General features: G+C 55.0%; 21 protein-coding genes. 3 read left to right on the forward strand and 18 right to left on the reverse strand.

Translation table 11 applies throughout. The annotated features are described in order from the left end of the window. The first annotated feature begins 267 nt into the window (after positions 1-267). Entirely contained in the window at positions 268-2,586 is a 2,319-nt protein-coding gene (locus RGW60_RS09090; RefSeq protein WP_322203956.1) for an EAL domain-containing protein, read from the forward strand. 77 nt (positions 2,587-2,663) lie between these two features. Here RGW60_RS09090 and RGW60_RS09095 read toward each other — a convergent pair whose 3' ends face one another. The 6 genes from RGW60_RS09095 to RGW60_RS09120 form a co-directional block, all read right to left on the reverse strand. After that, positions 2,664-3,803 carry a TIGR03364 family FAD-dependent oxidoreductase gene (locus RGW60_RS09095; protein WP_322203958.1) on the reverse strand — a complete coding sequence of 380 codons (1,140 nt, stop codon included), beginning with the start codon at positions 3,801-3,803 and terminating at the stop codon, positions 2,664-2,666. Between the two features lie 14 nt (positions 3,804-3,817). Next, positions 3,818-4,831, reverse strand: a complete 1,014-nt coding sequence (locus RGW60_RS09100; protein WP_322203961.1) for a putative 2-aminoethylphosphonate ABC transporter substrate-binding protein — start codon at positions 4,829-4,831, stop codon at positions 3,818-3,820. 3 nt (positions 4,832-4,834) lie between these two features. Then, positions 4,835-5,707: a phosphonoacetaldehyde hydrolase gene (gene phnX / locus RGW60_RS09105; protein WP_322203963.1), complete on the reverse strand. Its 873-nt coding sequence runs from the start codon at positions 5,705-5,707 to the stop codon at positions 4,835-4,837. Between the two features lie 17 nt (positions 5,708-5,724). After that, the gene (locus tag RGW60_RS09110) at positions 5,725-7,449 is read right to left on the reverse strand and encodes a putative 2-aminoethylphosphonate ABC transporter permease subunit (RefSeq protein ID WP_322203965.1); all 1,725 of its coding nucleotides are present in this window, start codon (positions 7,447-7,449) and stop codon (positions 5,725-5,727) included. Position 7,450: 1 nt separating this feature from the next. Beyond that, positions 7,451-8,527 (reverse strand): putative 2-aminoethylphosphonate ABC transporter ATP-binding protein, encoded by a 1,077-nt coding sequence (locus RGW60_RS09115; protein WP_322203967.1) that lies wholly within the window; start codon positions 8,525-8,527, stop codon positions 7,451-7,453. Positions 8,528-8,674: 147 nt separating this feature from the next. Next, a complete protein-coding gene (locus RGW60_RS09120) occupies positions 8,675-9,538 on the reverse strand; it encodes a LysR family transcriptional regulator (RefSeq protein ID WP_322203969.1) in 864 nt (287 codons plus the stop codon). Between the two features lie 467 nt (positions 9,539-10,005). Here RGW60_RS09120 and RGW60_RS09125 point away from each other — a divergent pair, with 467 nt between their 5' ends. Continuing rightward, complete coding sequence (locus RGW60_RS09125) at positions 10,006-10,932, forward strand: LysR family transcriptional regulator (protein WP_322203971.1); 927 nt, start codon at positions 10,006-10,008, stop codon at positions 10,930-10,932. On the opposite strand, the gene RGW60_RS09130 is transcribed toward RGW60_RS09125, so the two are convergent. After that, entirely contained in the window at positions 10,838-12,079 is a 1,242-nt protein-coding gene (locus tag RGW60_RS09130) for a YbfB/YjiJ family MFS transporter (RefSeq protein WP_322203973.1), read from the reverse strand. The genes RGW60_RS09125 and RGW60_RS09130 overlap by 95 nt on opposite strands. A 196-nt stretch (positions 12,080-12,275) precedes the next feature. Next, a complete protein-coding gene (locus RGW60_RS09135; RefSeq protein WP_322206879.1) occupies positions 12,276-13,052 on the reverse strand; it encodes an SDR family NAD(P)-dependent oxidoreductase in 777 nt (258 codons plus the stop codon). 118 nt (positions 13,053-13,170) lie between these two features. On the opposite strand from RGW60_RS09135, the gene RGW60_RS09140 reads away from it, so the two are divergent. Next, positions 13,171-14,088, forward strand: coding sequence for an AraC family transcriptional regulator (locus tag RGW60_RS09140; RefSeq protein WP_322203975.1), 918 nt, complete (start codon positions 13,171-13,173; stop codon positions 14,086-14,088). Positions 14,089-14,106: 18 nt separating this feature from the next. Here the strand turns inward: RGW60_RS09140 and RGW60_RS09145 are convergent, their stop codons facing one another. The 10 genes from RGW60_RS09145 to ccmA all read right to left on the reverse strand — a co-directional run bounded on the left by RGW60_RS09145 (position 14,107) and on the right by ccmA (position 21,533). Next, positions 14,107-14,496, reverse strand: a complete 390-nt coding sequence (locus tag RGW60_RS09145) for a hypothetical protein (RefSeq protein WP_322203977.1) — start codon at positions 14,494-14,496, stop codon at positions 14,107-14,109. 11 nt (positions 14,497-14,507) lie between these two features. Next, positions 14,508-15,743 carry a c-type cytochrome biogenesis protein CcmI gene (ccmI, locus tag RGW60_RS09150; protein WP_322203978.1) on the reverse strand — a complete coding sequence of 412 codons (1,236 nt, stop codon included), beginning with the start codon at positions 15,741-15,743 and terminating at the stop codon, positions 14,508-14,510. Beyond that, positions 15,740-16,210: a cytochrome c-type biogenesis protein gene (locus RGW60_RS09155; protein ID WP_322203980.1), complete on the reverse strand. Its 471-nt coding sequence runs from the start codon at positions 16,208-16,210 to the stop codon at positions 15,740-15,742. The genes ccmI and RGW60_RS09155 overlap by 4 nt, the downstream gene beginning before the upstream one ends. Continuing rightward, the gene (locus RGW60_RS09160; RefSeq protein WP_322203982.1) at positions 16,207-16,743 is read right to left on the reverse strand and encodes a DsbE family thiol:disulfide interchange protein; all 537 of its coding nucleotides are present in this window, start codon (positions 16,741-16,743) and stop codon (positions 16,207-16,209) included. Before RGW60_RS09160 ends, RGW60_RS09155 begins: the two co-directional genes overlap by 4 nt. Beyond that, positions 16,740-18,713 carry a heme lyase CcmF/NrfE family subunit gene (locus RGW60_RS09165; protein WP_322203984.1) on the reverse strand — a complete coding sequence of 658 codons (1,974 nt, stop codon included), beginning with the start codon at positions 18,711-18,713 and terminating at the stop codon, positions 16,740-16,742. Before RGW60_RS09165 ends, RGW60_RS09160 begins: the two co-directional genes overlap by 4 nt. 3 nt (positions 18,714-18,716) lie before the next feature. Beyond that, positions 18,717-19,199, reverse strand: a complete 483-nt coding sequence (ccmE, locus tag RGW60_RS09170; protein WP_322203986.1) for a cytochrome c maturation protein CcmE — start codon at positions 19,197-19,199, stop codon at positions 18,717-18,719. After that, positions 19,196-19,372: a heme exporter protein CcmD gene (ccmD, locus tag RGW60_RS09175; RefSeq protein ID WP_322203988.1), complete on the reverse strand. Its 177-nt coding sequence runs from the start codon at positions 19,370-19,372 to the stop codon at positions 19,196-19,198. The genes ccmE and ccmD overlap by 4 nt, the downstream gene beginning before the upstream one ends. Beyond that, positions 19,369-20,154, reverse strand: coding sequence for a heme ABC transporter permease (locus RGW60_RS09180; RefSeq protein WP_322203990.1), 786 nt, complete (start codon positions 20,152-20,154; stop codon positions 19,369-19,371). Before RGW60_RS09180 ends, ccmD begins: the two co-directional genes overlap by 4 nt. 75 nt (positions 20,155-20,229) lie before the next feature. Next, positions 20,230-20,901, reverse strand: a complete 672-nt coding sequence (ccmB, locus tag RGW60_RS09185; RefSeq protein WP_322203992.1) for a heme exporter protein CcmB — start codon at positions 20,899-20,901, stop codon at positions 20,230-20,232. Continuing rightward, positions 20,898-21,533 (reverse strand): cytochrome c biogenesis heme-transporting ATPase CcmA, encoded by a 636-nt coding sequence (ccmA, locus tag RGW60_RS09190; RefSeq protein WP_322203994.1) that lies wholly within the window; start codon positions 21,531-21,533, stop codon positions 20,898-20,900. The genes ccmB and ccmA overlap by 4 nt, the downstream gene beginning before the upstream one ends. Between the last annotated feature and the right edge of the window lie 125 nt (positions 21,534-21,658).

Here is a 21,658-nt window from a genome sequence, read left to right on the forward strand (position 1 = left end):
CTTTTACTTTGATGTTTGCCTGCAGCAATCAAGTCGAGAATTAACGCTATCTCTATATCCCACGCTATAGCCCGGACGTGTAAAAGCCAAGCCAACTCCCGATGAAATGACAAATGGATAATTTCGGGCTAACGCCAATGTTTGCAGAACAGATCTTCGAAACTTGATGATGCCGCAAAAGGAGATCGAGATCCCTCGCATCGACTGTTACTATTCCCTAATAGTTTGGTGGTAAATTGCCACCACGCCATGGTAGGAATATGAGCAGTGATCCGCCGATCCTTTTCGTCCCTAAACTTTTTAAAGCTGCTGTTGATGACACTGTGCGCAGCCACGTTGGTTTTTCTCTGGGCGTTGTATTTCCAGCAAAAAGCAACTTCCCATCACCAAGCCCTGGCGGCAAAAGCCGCAGAGCATCTGAATCTGGCAACCATCGCAGCGGAGAATCTGAATCAGTTAGTTGATCGGGCTCAAGCTATTGGCAAAGTTACGCGCGGTGACATGGAAGACCCGGTACAAGGTCATCGGCGATTGGTAAGGCTATTTGCCGAAGACCCGGTGTTCAAACGCATGAGCCTCTATACCAATGATGGCCAGCTACTGGTTTCTAGCCACTCGGATGAACCACGTCGGATGCCACCGGCATGGCTGAAGCAGTTGCAACAGCATACTGATCATTACGGCTTCAAAGCGCTTCTGCCCAGCTCGATCCCATCTCAAAGCAGCTCATTGTCCCCACGCTTGCGATTACCGTTCCTACTGCCCCTGCTCAACTCAACGACCGGGCAAATGGATAGCATTCTCGTCGTCCAGCTCGATGTGGACTATCTGGCCGCTCTTTTTGAACATATAGATTTCGGCCAAAGCGGTATGATGCGAGTTCTCGACAGTGACGGTCAGGAACGGTTACGCATCAGCAGCTGCGGGATCGTGGTCCCTGAAATAAGGCTAAGTCCCGAACTGACAAATGCCGGAGAACCATCCGGCTTACTCATCCAGAATACTTCTGCTGGCGAGTATCAGAGTATGTATCTGCGGGTGCCACAACGAGGCTTTAGCGTGATGGTAAGTCAGGCATGCGATGAGATCCTTGCCTCATCCCTGCTTTTCTACCGACAACAACTCTGGTTAAACCTGTGCATGACCTTGCTGCTGCTGGTGAGCCTTTTTTGGACGCTACGTGTATTGCGCAATCGCCAACAGGCCTTCGACGCTGTAGAACATGCTCATCAGGTTAACCAAGAGCTCATTGGTCGACTGGAAGAAGAGCATCAGCGAAGTAGCCACGCTGCTGCAACCGATCATTTGAGTGGCCTGCACAACCGTCGCCAATTTCTCGATATGGGTAAACGGGCGCTGGCCAGTCAGCGCGGCAAACGTCGATTATTGGCGATTCTGTTCATCGACATGGACCGCTTCAAATCGATCAACGACTCTTTGGGACACAAGATAGGCGACATGCTGTTGCAGGCGGTTGCCGGACGAATCAGGCGACTGTTAGAGCCCGGCGACGAAGCGGCGCGCTTCGGGGGTGATGAATTTGTCGTGCTGCTGGCTGGAGATCGCAGTGAGGATCAAATCGACCACTGGGTACGAGCACTGGTACAAAAGCTATGCGCGATTTATTCCCTTAACGAACACGAAGTCAGGACCAGCCCGAGCGTCGGAGTCAGCATTTGTCCACGTGACGGCCAGAATGTAGAAGATCTGATTCGCAGCGCCGACACAGCCATGTATTCGGCCAAGCGAGCGGGCCGTGGCCAGTATCAGTTCTTCGATCCGTCGTTAAATATTGTGGATGTCGAGGAATTCACTCTAGAGCAAGCACTGAGCGCAGCATTAACCGAGCATCAGTTCATTCTCCACTATCAACCGCTAATCCGCCTGGATTCAATGCTTGTGGATGGCTACGAAGCACTGGTTCGCTGGGAACACCCTGAGTTCGGTCTGCTTTATCCAAATCGTTTCATCTCACTGGCTGAGCGCAGTGGATTTATTATTGCGCTTGGTTGGGAAGTGCTTCGTCTTGCCTGTGCGGACCTGGCACTTTGGACGACACAAGGGCGCGAGATACGGCTTGCGATCAACGTATCAGTGATTCAGCTACGTCAGAATGACTTCAGTGAACGGGTGCTCAGGGAGCTTGCGTTTCACGCCATCGAACCGCGCTTTCTGGAGCTGGAAATCACCGCATCTACATTGCTGAATAAGGAGGTGATAGCCATTAACCACCTTGAACGCCTGCGCGATGCAGGCTTGATCATCAGCCTTGATGACTTTGGCAAGGGACACGCAGACTTTGCTCATCTGCAATTGCTGCCGCTAACCAAACTGAAGATCGATCGCGAGTTGATCGCTAGCTTGTCCAACAGCCCCGATGACAGTCCCATTGTTTCGTCCACCATTATTCTGGCTAAACGCTTAGGGCTGGTGGTCGTAGCCGAAGGTGTAGAAACCCGAGAGCAGGTGGTCTGTCTGAAACTGGCTGGCTGCGACATTGCCCAGGGTTATCACTTCAGTCGGCCGATGTCTGCGCAACAACTGCGTGAATACCCGCCCTTCATAAATGCGGCGCAATACAAATAAGCGCGGTGAAAATATCTGGCTGTCAACCTGACGGCCTGGCGACTGACACCCATTAGGTGTCGCAGCCAGGCTTTCAGTCAGACCCTCTCGCCGAGCATCGCAGCAACACCCTGCTCGCCAAGCGCTGGACCTACACTCATACCCACCCCACTGTGCATCAGCGCTACGCTCAACCCCGGCGCGACGTTCAGCAATGAGAACGGGGCTGGTCCCTGAGCTCCGTAGACGCCTTGCCAACGCTCAAGCACATCAAGCTTGCAGCCAAGCGTGTTCTCGGCCAGTTCGAGCAGCCATTTGTCCACCGGTTCGACGTTGAACGGTGAGGCGTCGGTTCCGTAGTCGTGGGAATCTCCGATAATCAACTCGCCGTAGGGAGTCGGACTGACTAGCAAGTGAATTCCATGCTGCTCAAAATGCGGCGTTTCCCGCTGAATCTGCGCGCGAATGGCATCAGCCTCCGGGAGGTCCGAGAAAGCCCCGTAATGAACACAACTTAACCCGGTAAGTATCGAGTGTTGGAGATTCAGCGATGCTTGCGCACGAGCACGAAGCATCTGCAGACGGCATATCTTCGGGTTCAGAGCGGCTATCGGCTCGGCAAGCAGCGTGAGGTAATCATGCCCGGAGCAGACCACGATTTGCCGGCCATGGAAGACGCCGGCGGTGCTTTGCAACCGCCCAGGCTCGACATCACGGACCAGTGTCGAAAAGTGAAACTCGACTCCGAGCTCGCGCTGAAGATAGCTGATCAACTTAGGAATCGCTTCGCGTGAGTACAGTTGTTGATCATCGAAACCATGTAGAGCCGCCCGATGATGGCTAAATTGACCTTCATACAAATCGTCCAGTTGCTGGCCCCGCAGCAGCTCTACTCGGTAGTCAAACGCCTTGGCCCGACCAGCGCAAAAAACTTCTAGCAGGTGTTCTTCCGCCTCGCTGCGAGCGAATAGCAACGAGCCTTTTCGCTTCAGTTCAAAGCCTGCTGGCATACTCCAATCAGCCCAGATATCGCGGCTGGCGCGGGCCAAATCAAGCATCACACCGGGCGGCTGCCCGGTGACCAAGGCTTGGCCGAAATTACGAATCGAGGCACCTACCGGGCTTGCCGAACGCTCAAACAGCCGAACCTTGAGACCGCGCTTTGCCGCCGCGTAAGCGTGGGACAGACCGAGAATCCCGGCCCCTACCACCAGAAAGTCACCGTCGTACTGACTCATGTGCCACTTCCTTATTATTGCTTCGCCGATTTGCCGTCATAGCGCTTGCGCCATTCGGTGAGAATGTTGTCTCGCTCCTTCGACGCCCATGCAAAGTCGTTCTTTATCAGGTGTTGTTCGTAGTCAGCCGGCAACTCGGCAGGTGGTTTGGCAATGCCTGCCTGGGCGAGAACAGCAAAATTCTGCTTGTACAAGTCCATCGCAGCGGTGCTTGCGGAGAAATCGGCCAGGCGTTTTGCGGCGTCGGCATGAGGGCTGCCCTTGATCACAGCAGTAGCTTCGATTTCCCATCCCAGACCCTCATTGGGCAGGATGATGTCCAGCGGTGCTCCTTGGCGCTTCAACTGAATAGCCGGATATTCAAAAGAAATACCTATTGGGAACTCACCGGCCGCTGCCATCTTGCAAGGTTTAGAACCCGAATGAACGTACTGGCCGATGTTTTCATGCAGGGCATCCATGTACTTCCAACCTTTGGCTTGGCCGAAGGTCTGAAGCCAGGCACTGACATCCAGGAATCCGGTGCCAGATGAAGCCGGGTTAGGCATTACGATCTTTGCGCGATATATCGGATTGGTCAGATCTTGCCAACTAACGGGCCGGGGCAAGTGCTGCTTTTCGGCTTCAATGGTGTTGAAGCAAATGGTCGCAGCCCACACATCCATGCCGACCCAAGCTGGCGGATTAGCCGGATCACGGTATTTCGCGCCAATTTTGCTCAGTTCTTGGGGCGCATAAGCGTCCAGCATCCCTTGCTGATCGAGTATCGCCAAGCTGGATGCGGCCAGCCCCCAGATGGCGTCGGCTTGAGGGCGAGCTTTTTCGGCGAGCAATTTAGCGGTAATGATCCCGGTGGAATCACGCACCCACTTGATTTTCACGTCGGGATTCGCCTTTTCGAAGGCCTCTTTATAAGGCTGCAACTGTTCGGCTTCGAGGGCCGTGTACACCGTCAATTCGGTAGCAGCGTTGGCATGCAGACTGAAACCTGCGAGAACAGCGGCAGCAAAGGCTAGAGGCTTGAACATGGTCTATTCCTGAAGGTTTTTGGGTAGGGTTGGTGCGAAAGTTTGCAGGCATTGACCGCTGGGCGTTTCGCCACTGGCCAGGCGTGCATTGATCTGCTCGATTACAGCGGGTAAGTCGGCGATGGTGTCGATCAAATAATGCGCACGCGCCGGAGCAAACAGCGCATCAATGCGCGCTTGATGGTCCTCGCGCTGAGCATGAGTGAGGGTTTGATAGGACGGATAATCCAGCCCTAGAAAATTGCCGGAGAAGCGCAGACCGACAGTCCACATCCCCGCGCTACGACCTTCGAGAATGCCGGGCAAGGTATCGTCGACTTTTACACACGCAGCCACATCGCTGACGCCTAGAGCAATCACGTTAGCCAGTGCTTGTGCCGGCCCGGGGCGGCCGGTAGGTAACTCATCGGCCGCCACCACGTAATCTGGTCGATAACCGGCCACCGCAGCCAGAGCGACAACGTGGTTCATCACCTGTTTCGGATACCCGGACGTGGTGCCGATTTTCAGACCGGCCTGACGTAGTTGATCAATGGCCTGTAGGGCGCCCGGGATAATCGCGCTGTGCTTACCGACGTTAGCAATTTGTAACGGCATGAATAGCTCATAGATCGCGGTCACATCGGTATCGGTGGGCACATGGCCAAAGCGCTGGGCAAACCGCTCGGCGATCGCCGGCTGATCGCACAAACTGCGGATATGCTCCCATTTGCCCATGCCCATTGGACCCCTGGCTTCCTCAAGGCTTAACTCGATATCAAAAGTAGCGAACGCCTCGACAAAGATTTTGGTTGGCGCGAAGGAACCGAAATCGATGACGGTTCCGGCCCAGTCAAGAATGGCGGCCTGCAAGCGCAGTGGCTGTTGGTAGTGCATGATTGATCTCCAGAAAATCAGTGGGACAGTGCTGTTTGGCGCCAGACTTGAGAGCGACGTAACAGACCCCGTGAAGCCCAGGCCAGTAGCAAAGAAACGACCGCGGACGTCAGCAGGATCAAGGTCGACATGGCGGCCGCACCGCCCACATTGCCGGAGTCATCCATGTTCAAGACGGTCACGGCGGCAAGAATGGTGTCAGGGGAATAAAGGAAGATCGCGGCTGAAACAGTGGTCATGGCCGAGACGAACAAGTAGCGAACAATGTCCAGCAAAGCCGGCAAACAGATAGGCACGGTAACTCGCCAGTAATGCTTAAAAATTGGCGCCTTTAGCGACAGGGCGGCGGCTTCGAACTCGCCGTCTAGTTGTCGCAACGCGGTGGTTGCAGTCATTAGAGCGGTCGTCAGGTAGTGCGCGATGGTGCAGAGCACCAGCAGTGCCATGCTGCCGTAGAGGCCGTGCAGAGGATTGTCCGGCAAATTAAAGAAAAAAACGTAGCCAAGGCCTAACACGAGGCCGGGTACCGCCATGGGTATAAAGCTGAGCATGCGTAGCGTCAGATTAAGCCACAGCGGTCCGCGGGTTTTTTCCATCAGATAGGCGCCGGTAAAGATCAGCAGGCTGCCAAATACAGCACTGCTCGTCGCCAACAGAAGGCTGTTGCGATACGCCAACCAACCTCCTCCTGCTGTCTCGTTAAACAGGTAATGCTTGAGCGACAACGACAAGTTATAAGGCCAGAATTTTACCAGCGACGAATACACAGCCATTCCCAACACCACTAACAGCGCCGCACAACTCAGCACAACAATGACCAGATACCAGCTATCGCGCAGCGTTGACGGTTCGGGTTCAAAGACCTGGGCTCGGCCGCTCATGGCGCTACTTTGACGCCGACGTAACCAGGCGTCGACTGCGAAACTTAACAAAGCCGGGATTAACAGCACCATGCCAATCAATGCTCCGCGGCCGAACTGTTGCTGACCAACTACGGCTTTGTAAGCTTCAAGTGCCAATACCTGGTAGTCCCCACCCACCACAACAGGCACGCCAAAATCAGTGATGGTCAAAGTGAACACCAGGCAGAAAGCCGCAAACACTGCTTGGCGGGTAGCGGGCCAGGTAATGCTATGAAACGAGCGCCAAGGTCCGGCTCCCATGCTGGATGCGGCGTCAAACAAACGAGCGTCCGCCAGCGTCAGCGCTGACAGCAGAATCATCAGTGCATGCGGGAAGGTGTAGATCACCTCTCCAACGACGATGCCCCAGAAACCATAGATGTTGTCCGTCAGCAGACCACGTAGCAGACCCTGATTACCAAACAAGTAAATCAACGCAATTCCCGGCAACATCGAAGGCGCCAGTAACGGCAGTAGAGAGATTGCTCGCCACAGGCTTTTGGCCGGAATCAAGGTGCGTTGCAAGGCATAAGCAAACACGTATGCCCACGGCACTACAATAGCCGCGACACTAAATGAAACTTTTAAGCTATTACCCACCAACCATTGAAAATTTGCGCTAGAGAGCATTTCTTTTGCGGCGCCTAGCCCCCCACCCTGACCTGCGTCAGCGCTAAATCCTCGCCAGAAAATCGCCAAGAGTGGAAAGAAGACCGCAACTATCAAAAGGACCAAAAACAGAACTTTACCGCCGCCGACGAACACGCGGTCGCCCCATTCAGCACGGGAAACTATTGGCACTTGGGCTTGGCTGCTCAGCGGCAAACTTGAAGTCGCCATGCTAGGCGAACACCTGCAAACTGTGCGGAGGCAACGCTACCTGAATCTGTCGGGTGCCTGTACAAGGAAGCTGCCTCGAACTGATTTCAGCCCAAAGCTGATGGCCCGGCAATTGGTCGAGCTCGAAGCTCATGCGGCAACGGTTACCCAGAAAGGTCACCTCGCGCATTTGTGCCCTAAACAGATTTTCTTCAGGGGTTGAAGGGTTAACGCTGATCGACTCGGGACGACAAAACAGTCGACCACTAGAACAACGCTGGTCCGTGTCGGTCAGTCGCAGACTCAGCCCGCCCACTTGCACATGACCGTTACCTGTGCGTTTGAACGGTAACCAATTACCTTGGCCTACAAAATTGGCGACAAAAGGGGTTTTAGGTTTCTCATAGATGGTCTGTGGGTTGGCGTACTGCTCTACTCGCCCCTCATTCATCACCGCGATCCGGTCAGCCATTAACATGGCCTCTTCCTGATTGTGGGTGACCATCAATGTGGTCACTCCCAACCTTTGCTGCAGGTCGCGCAACTCTCTACATAGATGCTCGCGCACTTGCGCATCCAACGCCGACATCGGCTCATCCAGCAGTAACAATGAAGGCGCGGGCGCCAAGGCCCGAGCCAGAGCGACACGTTGTTGTTGCCCTCCGGAAAGCTGACTGGGAAACTTCTTCTCACTGCCTGTCAGGCCTACCAGCTCGAGCATCTCGGCAACACGCCGCCGAACAATCTCGCGAGCGCTACCCGCCAACCCGTAGCCGATATTTTGCTCTACGCTCAAATTGGGGAACAGTGCATAGGACTGGAACACAATTCCATAGTCACGGGCTTGCGGCGCCAGGTTTGACACGTCCCGCGAGCCGATGTGGATTACGCCACGGTCTTGTCGTTCGAGGCCGGCGATGCAACGCAATAACGTCGTCTTACCGCACCCGGATGGCCCCAGCAGGCAAATTAACTCCCCAGGTGCAACGTCCAGCGACACATCATCAAGCGCTTTAAATGTACCAAAGCTCTTGTTCACACCGGTGACCCGCATCTGCAGACCAGGATTAGCCTGGGGGATTTGAGTGGAGCGCAGCATGAACACACCTCATTGAGCGATTGAGCATGCACCGCGCGGTGAGCGCGGCCTGTCTCGATAAGGTCAATGTTAGGCAGTAAATGCGAACGAGATGTGGCAAGAAGGCAAAAGCGGGCGATAGTGTCATAGGTGAATTTGCGAAGCACTTTATCGGGCGAGGCTTTCTCGAGCGACCTCTAGAAAAACGGCTGGCAAGCGTGCTTGTCGACGCTCCTTCAGACAGTAGAGGTATTCGGCGATCTGCGGCGCGCCTTCAACGACTATTACCCGCAAATCTGGAGTAACAGGTACTTCCTGGCGAGCAATTATACTAATGCCGATGTTGCGCAATACCGCTTCACGAATTGATTCACGACTGCCAATTTCCAACTGCATGCCAGGGGTGACATGGTGATCACTCAATAATTTTTCAGTGAGCGTACGCGTAGTCGAGCCATGCTCGCGCATTAAAAGACAATGCCCAGCCAGAGCACTGGGCGGTACCGAAGCATGCACTGCCAAGGGGTGTTGGCGATGTACCGCAAGTACCAACGGATCAGTGCCCAATACCAGTCGGGTTAAGCGCGGATCGTCCAGCAGTTGTGACGATGCCGCAAGGTCGACGCGGTAGTCCTCCAAGGCTTCGAGAACCTGCTGCGAATTGCCGATTTCTACAGAAACCTCAATCAGCGGCAAGCGTTCGCGAAAGGCTTTTACCAGGTCAAGAATGTAATAAGGTGCTGTCGCACCAATACGCAATGCACCCTGCATTTGGCCGCAATTACGCAGATGAAATTCGATATCCGCTTCCTGCTGCAGCAGTGTTTTGACTAGAGGAAGCAGGCGTGCACCTTCATCACTGACAGTCAGCCGCCGGCCACCCCGATAGAACAATTCCACTCCATAGTGACTTTCGAGTTGACGAACTTGTGTGGTTACCGTGGGTTGGCTTAGCCCCAGTTTTTTCGCCGCTTGAGTAACGCTACCCAGCCGGGCAACCATATGGAAAGCCTTGAGTTCGGCACTGAGCATGGTCAGGCGCGGACCTCTGACGTATGAGCAGCCGCTTCATTTTTCTCGTTCATCGTTGAACTCCAGGCGTCGTTGCGCAAGTTTATCCATTGGACCAGACAAAATGCAGCGAAATGATTCAACCACCCCCACACCTGTTTAACGGCGGTTCAAAAAGCAGTCTATTGCAGCGGTAGCAAGACTTCTTTCACTCAGTTTTTAATTCTGCTCAATTGCATCCGGCGCAGATTTTAGCCACGGCCCTCCGACGTCGATATCACGGGCGCCTAAACGCTCGGGATGGGCGGCGTAATGGATAACGAAAATACAAGGGCACCGAATTTCGAGGCGTTGGATCATTTCTTTCAATGAGCACATTCATTCATCAATGACTCGGCCACCCTATTGCCTCTGGAGATGCGTCCCAGTAATCTCTAAAACACAAACAAATCATAAAGTCTTATTGTTTTTTGAGATAGGTAATCGTTATGGACGTTGCAGATTTGAAGGTCGTAGACGCAGTCGCTCGACACGGCAGCATGAATAAGGCTGCAAGCGAACTGAACACTGTGCAGTCCAATGTTTCCGCCAAGATCCGATCCTTGGAAGATGAGTTGGGGGTAGCACTGTTTCAGCGCAGTGCCAGAGGCGTGCAGATAACTCCTGCTGGGCGCCGTATCCTGCCGTTTGCCGCGCGGTTGTCGAAACTGCTGTCCGATGCCTCTACCGCTGCGCGCGATGACGGTAATCCGAAGGGTATGTTGGAAATAGGTACCCTTGAGACCACGCTAGCCTTGCGTCTTCCAAAACTAATTGCCAAGTTTGCCAAGGCTTACCCAGAGGTTCGCCCGGTGATTCGTACCGGGACCACTTGTAGCCTGATCCAAAGGGTGGTCGACGGTGAGCTTGAGGGAGCCTTCGTCGTGGGGCCAGTCAACCATCCGCACTTGATAAGCGAAGAGGTATTTCGTGAAGAGCTGGTTTTGGTGACGTCCAGTATTACCTATCGCCTAGAGGATGTAGCCGCGATCGAAAATTTGAAAACTTTAGTGTTTCGCATCGGTTGCTCTTACCGACAACGCCTTGATGCTTTATTAGCCAACCTAGGCATTCCTGCCCCTGAACCATTGGAGTTTGGTTCGATTGAGGCAATTATTGCCTGCGTTTCAGCGGGCATTGGAGTTACGTTACTGCCCAGGGGAGTAGTCACCAACGCCGTGCATGAAGGTTTGGTCAATGCTCACGAACTGCCGACCGAGTTTTCAAAGGTTGACACTGTTTTTGTCCGGCGCAGTGATAGCTATTGCTCTAGCGCACTGATCATTTTTCTCGACAGCGTTCGGCGCAATGAGCTCCTTTTTTTAAGGCAAAAAGATCAATCAAAAACGCCAGCAATATGGCTAAAGAGCCGATAACGAATAGTAAACTGTAATTGCCACTGCTATAGGAAAACAGGAAAGAAAACCCGTAAGCGGCTGTCGCTTGAAATAGGGCAAAACCTACTGTCGCTGTCTGCCACGCCGGAGTTTGTTGAGCAGGATGGTGAGCCAGTATCTCGTGCACGCGCCCCAGCACTAACGGCACAGTGCCGGTCACAAACGCCCCCACGCAAATGCTGGATATAATTAGCCAAACGGTTCCTGGATCAAGAGCCGGAATAGCGACGCAAATGGCTTCAATAATAAAAGACACCCGCAAAGCTCGACTGAAGCCAATTCGATCGGCTAATACGCCTGCTAGTAACGGTCCAACGGTGGCGCCAACGCCGAACAATACCCAGTACTGAGCACCTACTTGTAGTCCCTGCCCTTTACCTCGCGCAACAAAATCCACGAGAAACATCATGTGCGGAACCCAGCCTGCGGCGTTGAGTGCATATTCCACATACAGTGCGTTAAGAGCGCCATTTGGCGTTGGGCTACGATGCTGAGGGGTGAGAACCTGAGCCCCCCGCACGTTTTCCTTTGGCCAAGAGCACCAGGCAATTGCCGTCAACACCAATGACACGATCCCCAATCCGAACCACGTTTGCCGCAGGTCTTGTTGCAGTAAAAGGGGTACGAGAGTTCCGGAAGCTACGATTCCAACACCGACGCCCATAAAAATCACTCCACCGACCAGTCCACGTCGCGACGGAGAAACGTGAGCCAACACGGCGGGGGCTGCCAGCACCATCAGCGCGCCGCCGGAGACACCTGACAGGAATCGCCATGAAAAAAACCATGCAAACGATACCGGATAGGCACAAGCAAAAAACGCCAGACAGGCTAGCAGCATCATGGCTCTGAGAATAAATAGGGTCGAGGTTTTAGCTGCCATTTTACGCCCCGTTAACGCGCCCCCCAGATACCCAGCCAAGTTGGCTGCGCCCAAATACGCAGCCATTGAGGGATCAAACCAGTGAGCCGCGATGATCGCTGGCAACAAGGGTGTATACGCAAATCGCGCAAGTCCAATACCAACGAGGCTAGCGCAAAAGCCTGCTACCGCTGCCCATCCAGACTTGGTTTTTCTCATTGAAGGATCTGCTTCGCCTATTGTAGGCTTAACACCTTTCATCATCTGTCCTTCTCTCTTCAGTTAAGAACAAAGTACTCGAGATCAGACGACTTCAGAAACGCATTAAATAGATAGGGGTATCTTTATTTACGATACCCTACCGTACTTCAATTGCCCTTCAACCGGTTTTTTTTAAACTAAGAGCGGGTCAACAATCGACCAAGGCGAGCAGCTATAAAGTTGCCGATTTATTCTTTCATTAGATATGAACGCCGCCAGCTACTTCTATACGCTGGGCATTGACCCATCCAAACTCGTCAGATAACAGTCCCGCAATAACAGGCCCTACATCCTGAGGTTCACCCGCTCGGCCAAGAGCAGTATGGCTGGCCACCGCTTTATTAACTTCAGGGTTATCTCGCACGATGCCACCGCTAAAGTCAGTGGCTATTGCACCGGGTGCGACCACATTGGCGCTGATTCGGCGAGATGCCAACTCAACAGCCATATACCTTGTCAGCGATTCGACTGCTGCTTTGATTGAACCATAGGCCGCACGGTTGGGCATGGCGAAGCGGGCCAAGCCCGATGAGATGTTGATGATTCTGCCGCCGTCATTCATCAATGGTACAAGCGTCTGCGTAAGCAGAAACGCGCCCTTGAAATGAACGGCGAAAAGAGAATCCAACTCGGCTTCCGTTGTCTGTGCGAAGCTTGAGTTGGAGGAGGTACCCGCGTTGTTAACGAGATAATCAAAGCGGTCAGCCCCTAACTCCGCCAACGCAATCTGAACGTCTTTGGCGAACGCGGCAAACGACTGGGCGTTCCCGACATCCAAGTGTAGAGCAATAGCCTTTGCTCCTGCTTTAGCGGCAAGGGCAACTACTTGATCGGCTTCCCCACGATTTGATTTGTAGGTAAAGATCGAAGTTACTCCGCGCTTCGCAAGGCATAACAGAGTATTGCGACCAATGCCCCGGCTACCACCGGTGATGATGGCGATCTTACCGGTCTGCTTTTCGATATATTCTGACATCAGGATACGCTCTACTTTGAGGGTCAAAAGTCATCATAGGGGGTTAGCCCTCTCGATTTGCATACCAAAACACGCCTTTTATTTGCCTATTCTTCCTCCACTATTTAGGTATCACGCCGTGACGCTTGAAAAGAACCGCTCAATGGCGGAGCAATTGATAGACGCCGTAGTACGTTACACAGAGAGTCAAACGGGAGAGAGCCCCTACTCAACGCCTGTCGATGGTGTGGTGGTCTTGCGAGCAGACCAGAAGAAGCCGCCCGTTCATAGAGTATTTGCCCCGGCAATATGTTTCGTTGCTCAGGGTGCCAAGTGGGCTATGTTTGGCGAAAGCAAGTTTGAGTACAAAGCAGGTGAAGCGTTGGTCGTAGGCATCCAGGCGCCCTCGCTGGGACGTGTCACCCAAGCCAGTCCGGATAAACCGTGTCTCGTACTGGCTCTCAGCCTCGACCTGACTCTCATGAGAAACATCGCCCAAAGGTTAGATGCGTTCCCTCAAACAAACAGTAGGGTCGGGTGTGGGGTTTTTGTTACGGACTTCGATGGACCGCTGACGGATTGCGTCCTGCGTCTGTTCCGACTTTTTGATACCCCAGCAGCTATTCCAATACTTTACCCACTTGTCATGCAGGAAATTTGCTATTGGCTCCTCACAGGGCCACATGGTGCCCAAGTGGCACGACTGACGCTTTTGAATCATCCGTCTCTTCGCATTAAAGATGCTCTTGACACACTTCGCGATCGATTTGCAGAGACCCTTCATCTCGACGAGCTAGCAGCTATTGCGCAACTGAGTCCTTCAGCTTTTCACCGACAATTTAAAGCACTGACGTCCCTTACTCCGTTGCAGTATCAGAAAGAGCTCCGCCTGCTGGAAGCACGTCGCTTAATGGTGTCGCAGGGCGCTAATGTAGAAACGGCAGCGTTCAAAGTCGGGTATGAAAGCCAGTCCCAATTTAGCCGTGAATACAGTCGGATGTTTGGCTCACCCCCCAAAAAGCATCTAAAAAGCAGACTACCCTCAAGTGCAAATTGACACCCATCCCATGTATTCCTAGTGCCCAATCTGCCGACTCAACCCCGGCGGGACACCGTTAACGTCGGTGTCTTGCCACGGTCCACGGCGGGCGGTTGACCAGCTCCAGCCGTTGTCCCAGCGGTAGTAGGTGCGTTGTCGGTAGAAGGTGTCCGGTTGGTCGTCCAGCACATACACCCCGAGCTTTGCGTCCCAGTGACTGTCGCCACCCGGCGGTGGGGCAAAGTGGGCGGATGTTTGCGGTGCGGCAGGTACTGGGCGTTGTGGCGCCTTGTACGGCGAGCTCGGTTCTGACATACCGGGCTGCGGCGCAATCGGTTCGCTGCTCTGCGGCGCCGGTGGCTGCACCGCACACGCACTCAAGCCCAACACCAGACTTAACAAGGTAATGCGTGCGACGGGGTTCATGGTTTTCTCTTTTAGTGATCCGGACTGTCAATGGTCAACGCTTGCAGCTGAGTGGTACTGCTGGCCAGCGGCGCGCTGCGTCCAATCCACTCCCCCGTTGTCGCTTGGCCTGCGCGGGAGATGCGCGCAACCAGTTGGACTTCGGGAAAGTTCGACAGTTTCAGTTGCGGCATCATCGCATCAGCATCAGCCAGTTCGACGTCAGCGGGCAGGTCGGCCACGGTCAGGCGCTTGACCGCCAACGGCATGGGCGGGCCGGACGTGGCGCGGGCAAAGATAAACACGCTGTCGCCGGGTTGGACCTTGGTTTTGAGGGCTTCGGCGAGGTCAACCCGCACTTTGATCAGTGCCGCCACCTTGCTTTCAACCGCTGGCGTCTCCGGCGTTTTGACCGCGACCACGGGTGTCGCAACCACTGGAGCGCCACTGCCGAGCTTCTCCGCAGCACGGGAAATGCCACCTTCCAGCGCTGAGCGGGAAGGATCATCAGTCGGTAACACCGCTAGAAGGCGCTTCCAATAATCCATGGCTTGCTGATAGCGCTCGCCCTCGAAGGCAGCGATGCCCAGCAGCCCGAGGCTGGTAACTTCATTTGGGTCAGCTTTAAGCGCCTCGGTGGTCAGCGCCTGAACTTGCGGCGAGAACTTTTTATCACCGGCAAAATATAGCGCCTGCGCCCACTGCCCGAGGAGCTCTGGTTGACGCCCGGCCAAGCCCACCGAACGTTCAAACAAACCCGCCGCGTCCGCAGGCCGGTCCTGAGCCATGTAAGAACGCGCCAGGAAGTACAGGCCTTCCGCTGAATCCGGCTGAGCCTTCACCGCACGCTCCAAGCGCGTGGTCATTTCCTGAAGGGACGATGGCGCCTGAGCGAATTCGCGGCTCAGTTCGACCTTGTCACTGGCACCGAAATGCAGGTAAAGCGCCATGCCCACTATCGGCACCAGCGCCGCCGCCAATAGCGGCAATGATTTACCCAGACGCGCCGTGCGTGAAACATCAACACCTTCGGTGTCGGCCAGTAACTCACGCGCGGCCTCGGCACGGCCGGAATCCATTTGCGAGACAGAGAGCACGCCCTCCTCCTGCTGACCCACTAGCTCGGCTACACGCTCCTGATATAGGGCAACGTTGAGCGCGGTACGATCCTCTTCACTTTGAGCCCGACGGCCACGCAGAACAGGGATCAACAAAAAACTCAGGGCCACCAGCAACAGCAGGCCGGCAGCTAGCCAGAAATCAATCATTCGTGGTTTTTATCCAACAGGTGGGCGAGGCGCTGACGCTCCTCGTCAGAAAGAACGTCTGTATCGTCCGCACGTTTGCCGCGTCGCCGCGTGACCATGACCCCTATCACCAGCACGCCGCCCAGCAGCAATCCAGCCGGGCCAAACCACAGCAGCCAGGTCCCCGAATTGAGTGCCGGTTTGTAGCGCACGAAATCGCCGTAGCGATCGACCATGAAGTCGATGATCTGCTGATTGCTTTGACCTTCGCCCAGCATCCGGTAAATCTCTTTACGCAGGTCGGCGGCGATGGGCGCATTAGAGTCGGCAATGTCTTGATTCTGGCATTTCGGGCAACGCAGCTCTCGGGTCAGGTCGGCGTAACGCGCGCGCTGAGCTTCGTCCTTGAATTCATATGAATCGATTGCGGCCTGGGCGACACCCGCCAGCCCTACAATGAGAACCCCTGCGGCTAACCAACGCTTCATGGTTTGGCCTCGTCTACCAAGCCCTGATACAAAGCAGCTAGCTGTTCATGCCAAACCACGTCGTCGATCACGCCAACGTGCTTGTAACGAATCACACCTTTGCTATCGATCAGGAAGGTTTCCGGCGCGCCGTACACCCCCAGGTTCAGACCAAGGCTACCGGTCTCATCATTAATGTTGATTTGGTAAGGGTTATGGAAGTCCTTCAACCATTTCAGCGCATCAACGTTGACGTCTTTGTAGTTGATGCCATAAATCACCACGCCTTGCTGCGCCAACTTATTCAGCACTGGATGCTCGACGCGGCAAGAGATACACCACGTACCCCAAACGTTGACCAGCGCCGGTTTACCGAGCAAATCGGCCTGAGTGACCACCTTGCCGCTTTGCACTTCAGGTAGCGAAAACGCCGGGAACGGCTTGCCGATCATCGCGGACGGCAGCTCGGCAGGGTCAAGGTACAGGCCGCGATAAAGGAAAGCCGCCACACCCAAAAATAACGCCAGCGGAATTAACAGAATCCAGCGCTTCATGCGGGGGCCCCTGTCAGACCCAACGCGTCACGCACTTTGCTTTTGACTTTGACCCGATAACGGCGATCCGACGCTGCCATCAGGCCGCCTAACCCTGTAAACAACCCGCCGAACCAAATCCACCGCACGAACGGCTTGACGTGTAAGCGAACCGCCCACGCGCCATTTTCCAATGGTTCGCCAAGGGCCACATACAGATCCCGGCGGAAACCAGCGTCGATACCGGCTTCAGTCATCATCGATTGCTGCACGGTGTACAAACGTTTTTCCGGGTGCAGCAGCGCAACTTGCTTACCGCCTTCGAGCACGCGAATAGTGCCTTGATCAGAGGTGAAGTTCGGACCCTGAATGTGTTTGGCGCCCTCAAACTGGAACACATAACCGCCCAGGTACAACGAATCACCCGGTGCCATGCGCAAATCGCGTTGAGCACTGTTGGAACTGGAGAGCACCACGCCCAAGGCGCACACAGCGATGCCGATGTGCGCAACCTGCATGCCCCAATAACTGCGGGTCAAACCACGAACACCTTTGATCAAACCTTTGTGGCGAGTTTTGTCCAGGATATCGCGGACCCCGGCCAGCAAGACCCAAGCCGCCAGCATGAAGACCGCGAGCGAACCCCATTGCGTGTCATGCAGCACGAACGCTGCGAGTCCCGCCAGCAAAGCGCTACCGACCAATACCGGCGCCAACATGCCCAGCAACCATTTCACCGGGGTGTCTTTCCAGCGCACCAACATGCCCACGGCCATCACCGCCATCAGCAGGGCCATCAACGGTACGAACAGCGCGTTGAAGTAAGGTGGCCCCACCGACATTTTGGTGCCGCTCATCGCGTCCACCGCCAGCGGATACAACGTACCCAACAGGATTGTTGCTGCGGCAACGACCAAGATCAGGTTATTGCCTAACAGCAGAGTTTCTCGGGACCATAACGAGAAACCTACGTGGCTTTTTACCACGGGTGCGCGCAAGGCGAATAACGTCAGCGAACCGCCGACCACGATCAGCAGGAAAACCAGAATGAACACACCACGGGCTGGGTCAGAAGCAAATGCGTGTACCGACGTCACCACCCCGGAACGAACCAGAAAGGTGCCCAACAAACTCAGTGAGAATGCGGCGATTGCCAGCAGCACGGTCCAGCTTTTGAACACGCCGCGTTTCTCAGTAACCGCCAGCGAGTGAATCAGCGCCGTGCCAACCAGCCATGGCATGAACGAGGCGTTTTCCACCGGATCCCAGAACCACCAGCCGCCCCAACCGAGTTCGTAGTACGCCCACCAGGAGCCGAGGGTGATACCCACGCCAAGGAACGCCCAGGCGATAATCGTCCACGGTCGTGACCAACGCGCCCATGCCGCGTCCAGACGCCCGCCGAGCAGCGCAGCGATGGCAAACGCGAACGCTACCGAGAAGCCGACATAGCCCATGTACAGCATCGGCGGGTGCACGATCAGGCCGATGTCTTGCAGCAAGGGGTTAAGATCGTGGCCATCAGCTGGAATTTGCGGGAGTATCCGCGAAAACGGATTAGAGGTAAGAACCAGAAACAGCAGAAAGCCAACGCTGATCATGCCCATCACGGCCAATACCCGCGCCAACATGACCTGCGGCAGTTGCCGAGAGAAGATGGATACCGCAAAGGTCCAACCGCCGAGGATCAGCGCCCACAGTAATAATGAACCTTCATGAGCGCCCCACACCGCACTGAACTTGAAGTACCACGGCAACGCGCTGTTGGAGTTATTGGCCACGTACCCAACCGAAAAGTCATCGGTCATGAACGAATACGTCAAACAGCCGAAGGAAAACACCAAGAAGGCAAACTGCCCCCAAGCGGCTGGCTGGGCCAGGCTCATCCATTGACGATCGCCGCGCCAAGCGCCGATCAATGGCACGCTGGCCTGCACGATGGCAAGGCACAGCGCCAGAATCATGGCCAGATGGCCGAGTTCGGGAATCATGGGTCAGCCCTGTTTCGATGGTAGGGAGGTAGACGAAGACGAAGACGAGACGGGCGCCGACTGGCCGCTGTCTTTCAGCGCTTTCTGGACTTCAGGCGGCATGTATTTCTCATCGTGCTTGGCCAGTACTTCATCGGCGACTACTACGCCATCGGCATTGAGTTTGCCCAAGGCGACGATGCCCTGCCCTTCACGGAACAGGTCAGGAAGAATGCCGCGATAGGTAATGGTCACTGACTTGTTGAAATCGGTAACGATGAATTTGACGTCCAGGGAATCGCCGGAACGTTGCAGCGAACCTTTCTCCACCATGCCACCGGCACGAATACGGGCATCAACGGGCGCCTCGCCGTTGGCGATCTGAGTCGGGGTGTAGAACAGGTTGATGTTCTGTTGCAGCGCACTCAAGGCCAAGCCGACGGCGACACCCACTCCGGCCAGTATTCCGACGATGATCAACAGACGCTTTTTACGAACCGGATTCACTTCTGATTCTCCCAGCGCAGACGTCGCGCCTCTTGTTGCAAGTAACGCCGACGCGCCAAGATCGGCAGCGCCACGTTTAGAGCCAATACCGAAAGGCAAATACCATACGCCGACCAGACATACAGGGCATGGCGACCCATTGCCAAGAAATCACCGAACGAGTCGAAACTCACTGTACGACTCCTTTGACGGGTACCTGATTTAAGCTTTTCAAGATTTCGTCCTTGACCCAACTGCTGCGCGCTTCGCGCTTTAGCACTTCAAGGCGCATGCGCAACAACAGCACTGCACCAAAGAAGCAGTAGAAACCCACCACCATAAACAGCAAAGGCAGCCACATCTCGGCAGGCATCGCCGGTTTTTCCGTGAGGCTAAAGGTCGCGCCTTGGTGCAGGGTGCTCCACCACTCCACTGAATACTTGATGATTGGAATATTGATCACGCCCACGATGGCCAGCACGGCGCAGGCTTTGGCGGCGCTGTCGCGGTTAGTAATGGCGTTGCCAAGGGCAATCAGGCCGAAGTAAAGAAACAGCAAAATCAACATCGAGGTCAGGCGCGCATCCCACACCCACCATGAGCCCCAGGTAGGCTTGCCCCAGATTGCCCCCGTGACCAGCGCCAAGGCGGTCATCCAGGCGCCAACCGGGGCGGCACATTGCAGCGCGACATCCGCAATTTTCATCTTCCAGACCAGCCCGACCACACTGGCCACAGCCAGCATCACGTAGCAGGACTGGGCAACCATAGCGGCCGGGACGTGGATATAAATGATGCGAAAGCTGTTGCCCTGCTGATAGTCGGGCGGCGCGAACACGAGCCCCCATACCAGGCCGATACCGATCAGCAATACAGCGGCAATGCTCAGCCAAGGCAGCATGCGCCCGCTGATGCCGTAGAACCATTTAGGTGAGCCCAGCTTATGGAACCAGGTCCAACTGATGTTGCTTTTCATCACGCTGCCTTTCATCACAGTGCTTTCAGGGGCTTTACTGACCACTGCCATCAGACAGCAATGATCCAACCTCAATTATTCGCCGACGCTGATCTTCAGGCCAGCGGCTATTGCAAAAGGTGTCAGGGTTACTGCCAAAGCGGTCAGGCTGCCAAGCCATAGCAAGTAACCAGTCGCGGGCATGCCTTGCAGCGCCGCTTGTAACGCGCCGCTGCCCAAAATCAAAACCGGGATGTACAACGGCAATATCAACAACGCTAACAACAATCCGCCGCGCTTAAGACCTACAGTCAATGCCGCGCCTACTGCGCCGAGCAAGCTTAAAACCGGTGTGCCCAACAATAACGAAAGCAACAAGACAGGCAGGCACTCGCCGGGCAAACCCAGCATCAATGCCAATAACGGTGCCAATAACACCAAGGCCAGTCCCGAAAACACCCAGTGTGCCAGCACTTTGGCTGAAACGAGAAGAGCCAGGGGGTGCGACGAAAGGACCCACTGTTCCAGCGAACCGTCTTCAAAATCACTGCGAAACAGGCCGTCAAGCGAGAGCAGGACTGACAATAGTGCCGCCACCCAGACTAACCCCGGCGACAAGGTTTGCAACAAATGAGTCTCCGGGCCGACCGCCAGCGGAAATAGGGCGATTACGATCGCAAAAAAAACCAGCGGGTTGGCCAGCTCCGCCGGACGACGAAATAATAACCGCGCTTCACGGGCGACCATCAGGGTAAACACATGACTCATACCGCCCACTGCCCCAGGTCAAGGTCTCGATAACCATCAGGAATGTGACCCAACGTATGGTGAGTGGTCAATACGACCATGCCTCCGCGTTCGCAATGCGCTGCCAGATGCTTTTCCAGTTGGGCCACGCCTTGTTTGTCCAGCGCAGTGAAGGGCTCATCGAGAATCCACAGCGGCGGGCTATCCAGATACAGACGCGCCAACGCGACCCGCCGTTGCTGGCCCGCAGACAGGGTATGGCAAGGTACGTCTTCGAAACCGCGTAAGCCGACCGACTCCAATGCACGCCAAATGTCATCGCGCTGTGCCGGCCGGTGCAAGGCACACAACCAGGTCAAGTTTTCCTCGGCGGTCAGCAAGTCCTTGATTCCAGCGGCATGGCCAATCCACAGCAGATTGCGCGCCAGCTCGGCCCGTTGTGTCGCTAATGGCTGGCCGTTAAGCAGCACATTGCCCGCTGTCGGTTGCATCAGCCCGGCCAATAAACGCAACAGACTGGTTTTGCCGCTGCCGTTGGGGCCGCTTATTTGCAACATATCGCCGGCCGACAGACGCAGTTCGAGGTTCTCGAAGAGCATCCGCCAGTCACGCTCGCAAGCGAGCGCCACGGCTTCTAGAAGCGGGCTGGACATGGCTGACCTTTCTTTGATGATCAAGGGCTAAGCGGTTCAAGTCGGCTAAAAACCGGCCGTTATACTGATGACGTTTAAACGTGTCACCCACCCGAAAGGATGGGTGACCGATATTTCTATCCGCA

The sequence above is a fragment of the Pseudomonas sp. AB6 genome (assembly GCF_034314105.1).
Lineage (GTDB): Bacteria > Pseudomonadota > Gammaproteobacteria > Pseudomonadales > Pseudomonadaceae > Aquipseudomonas.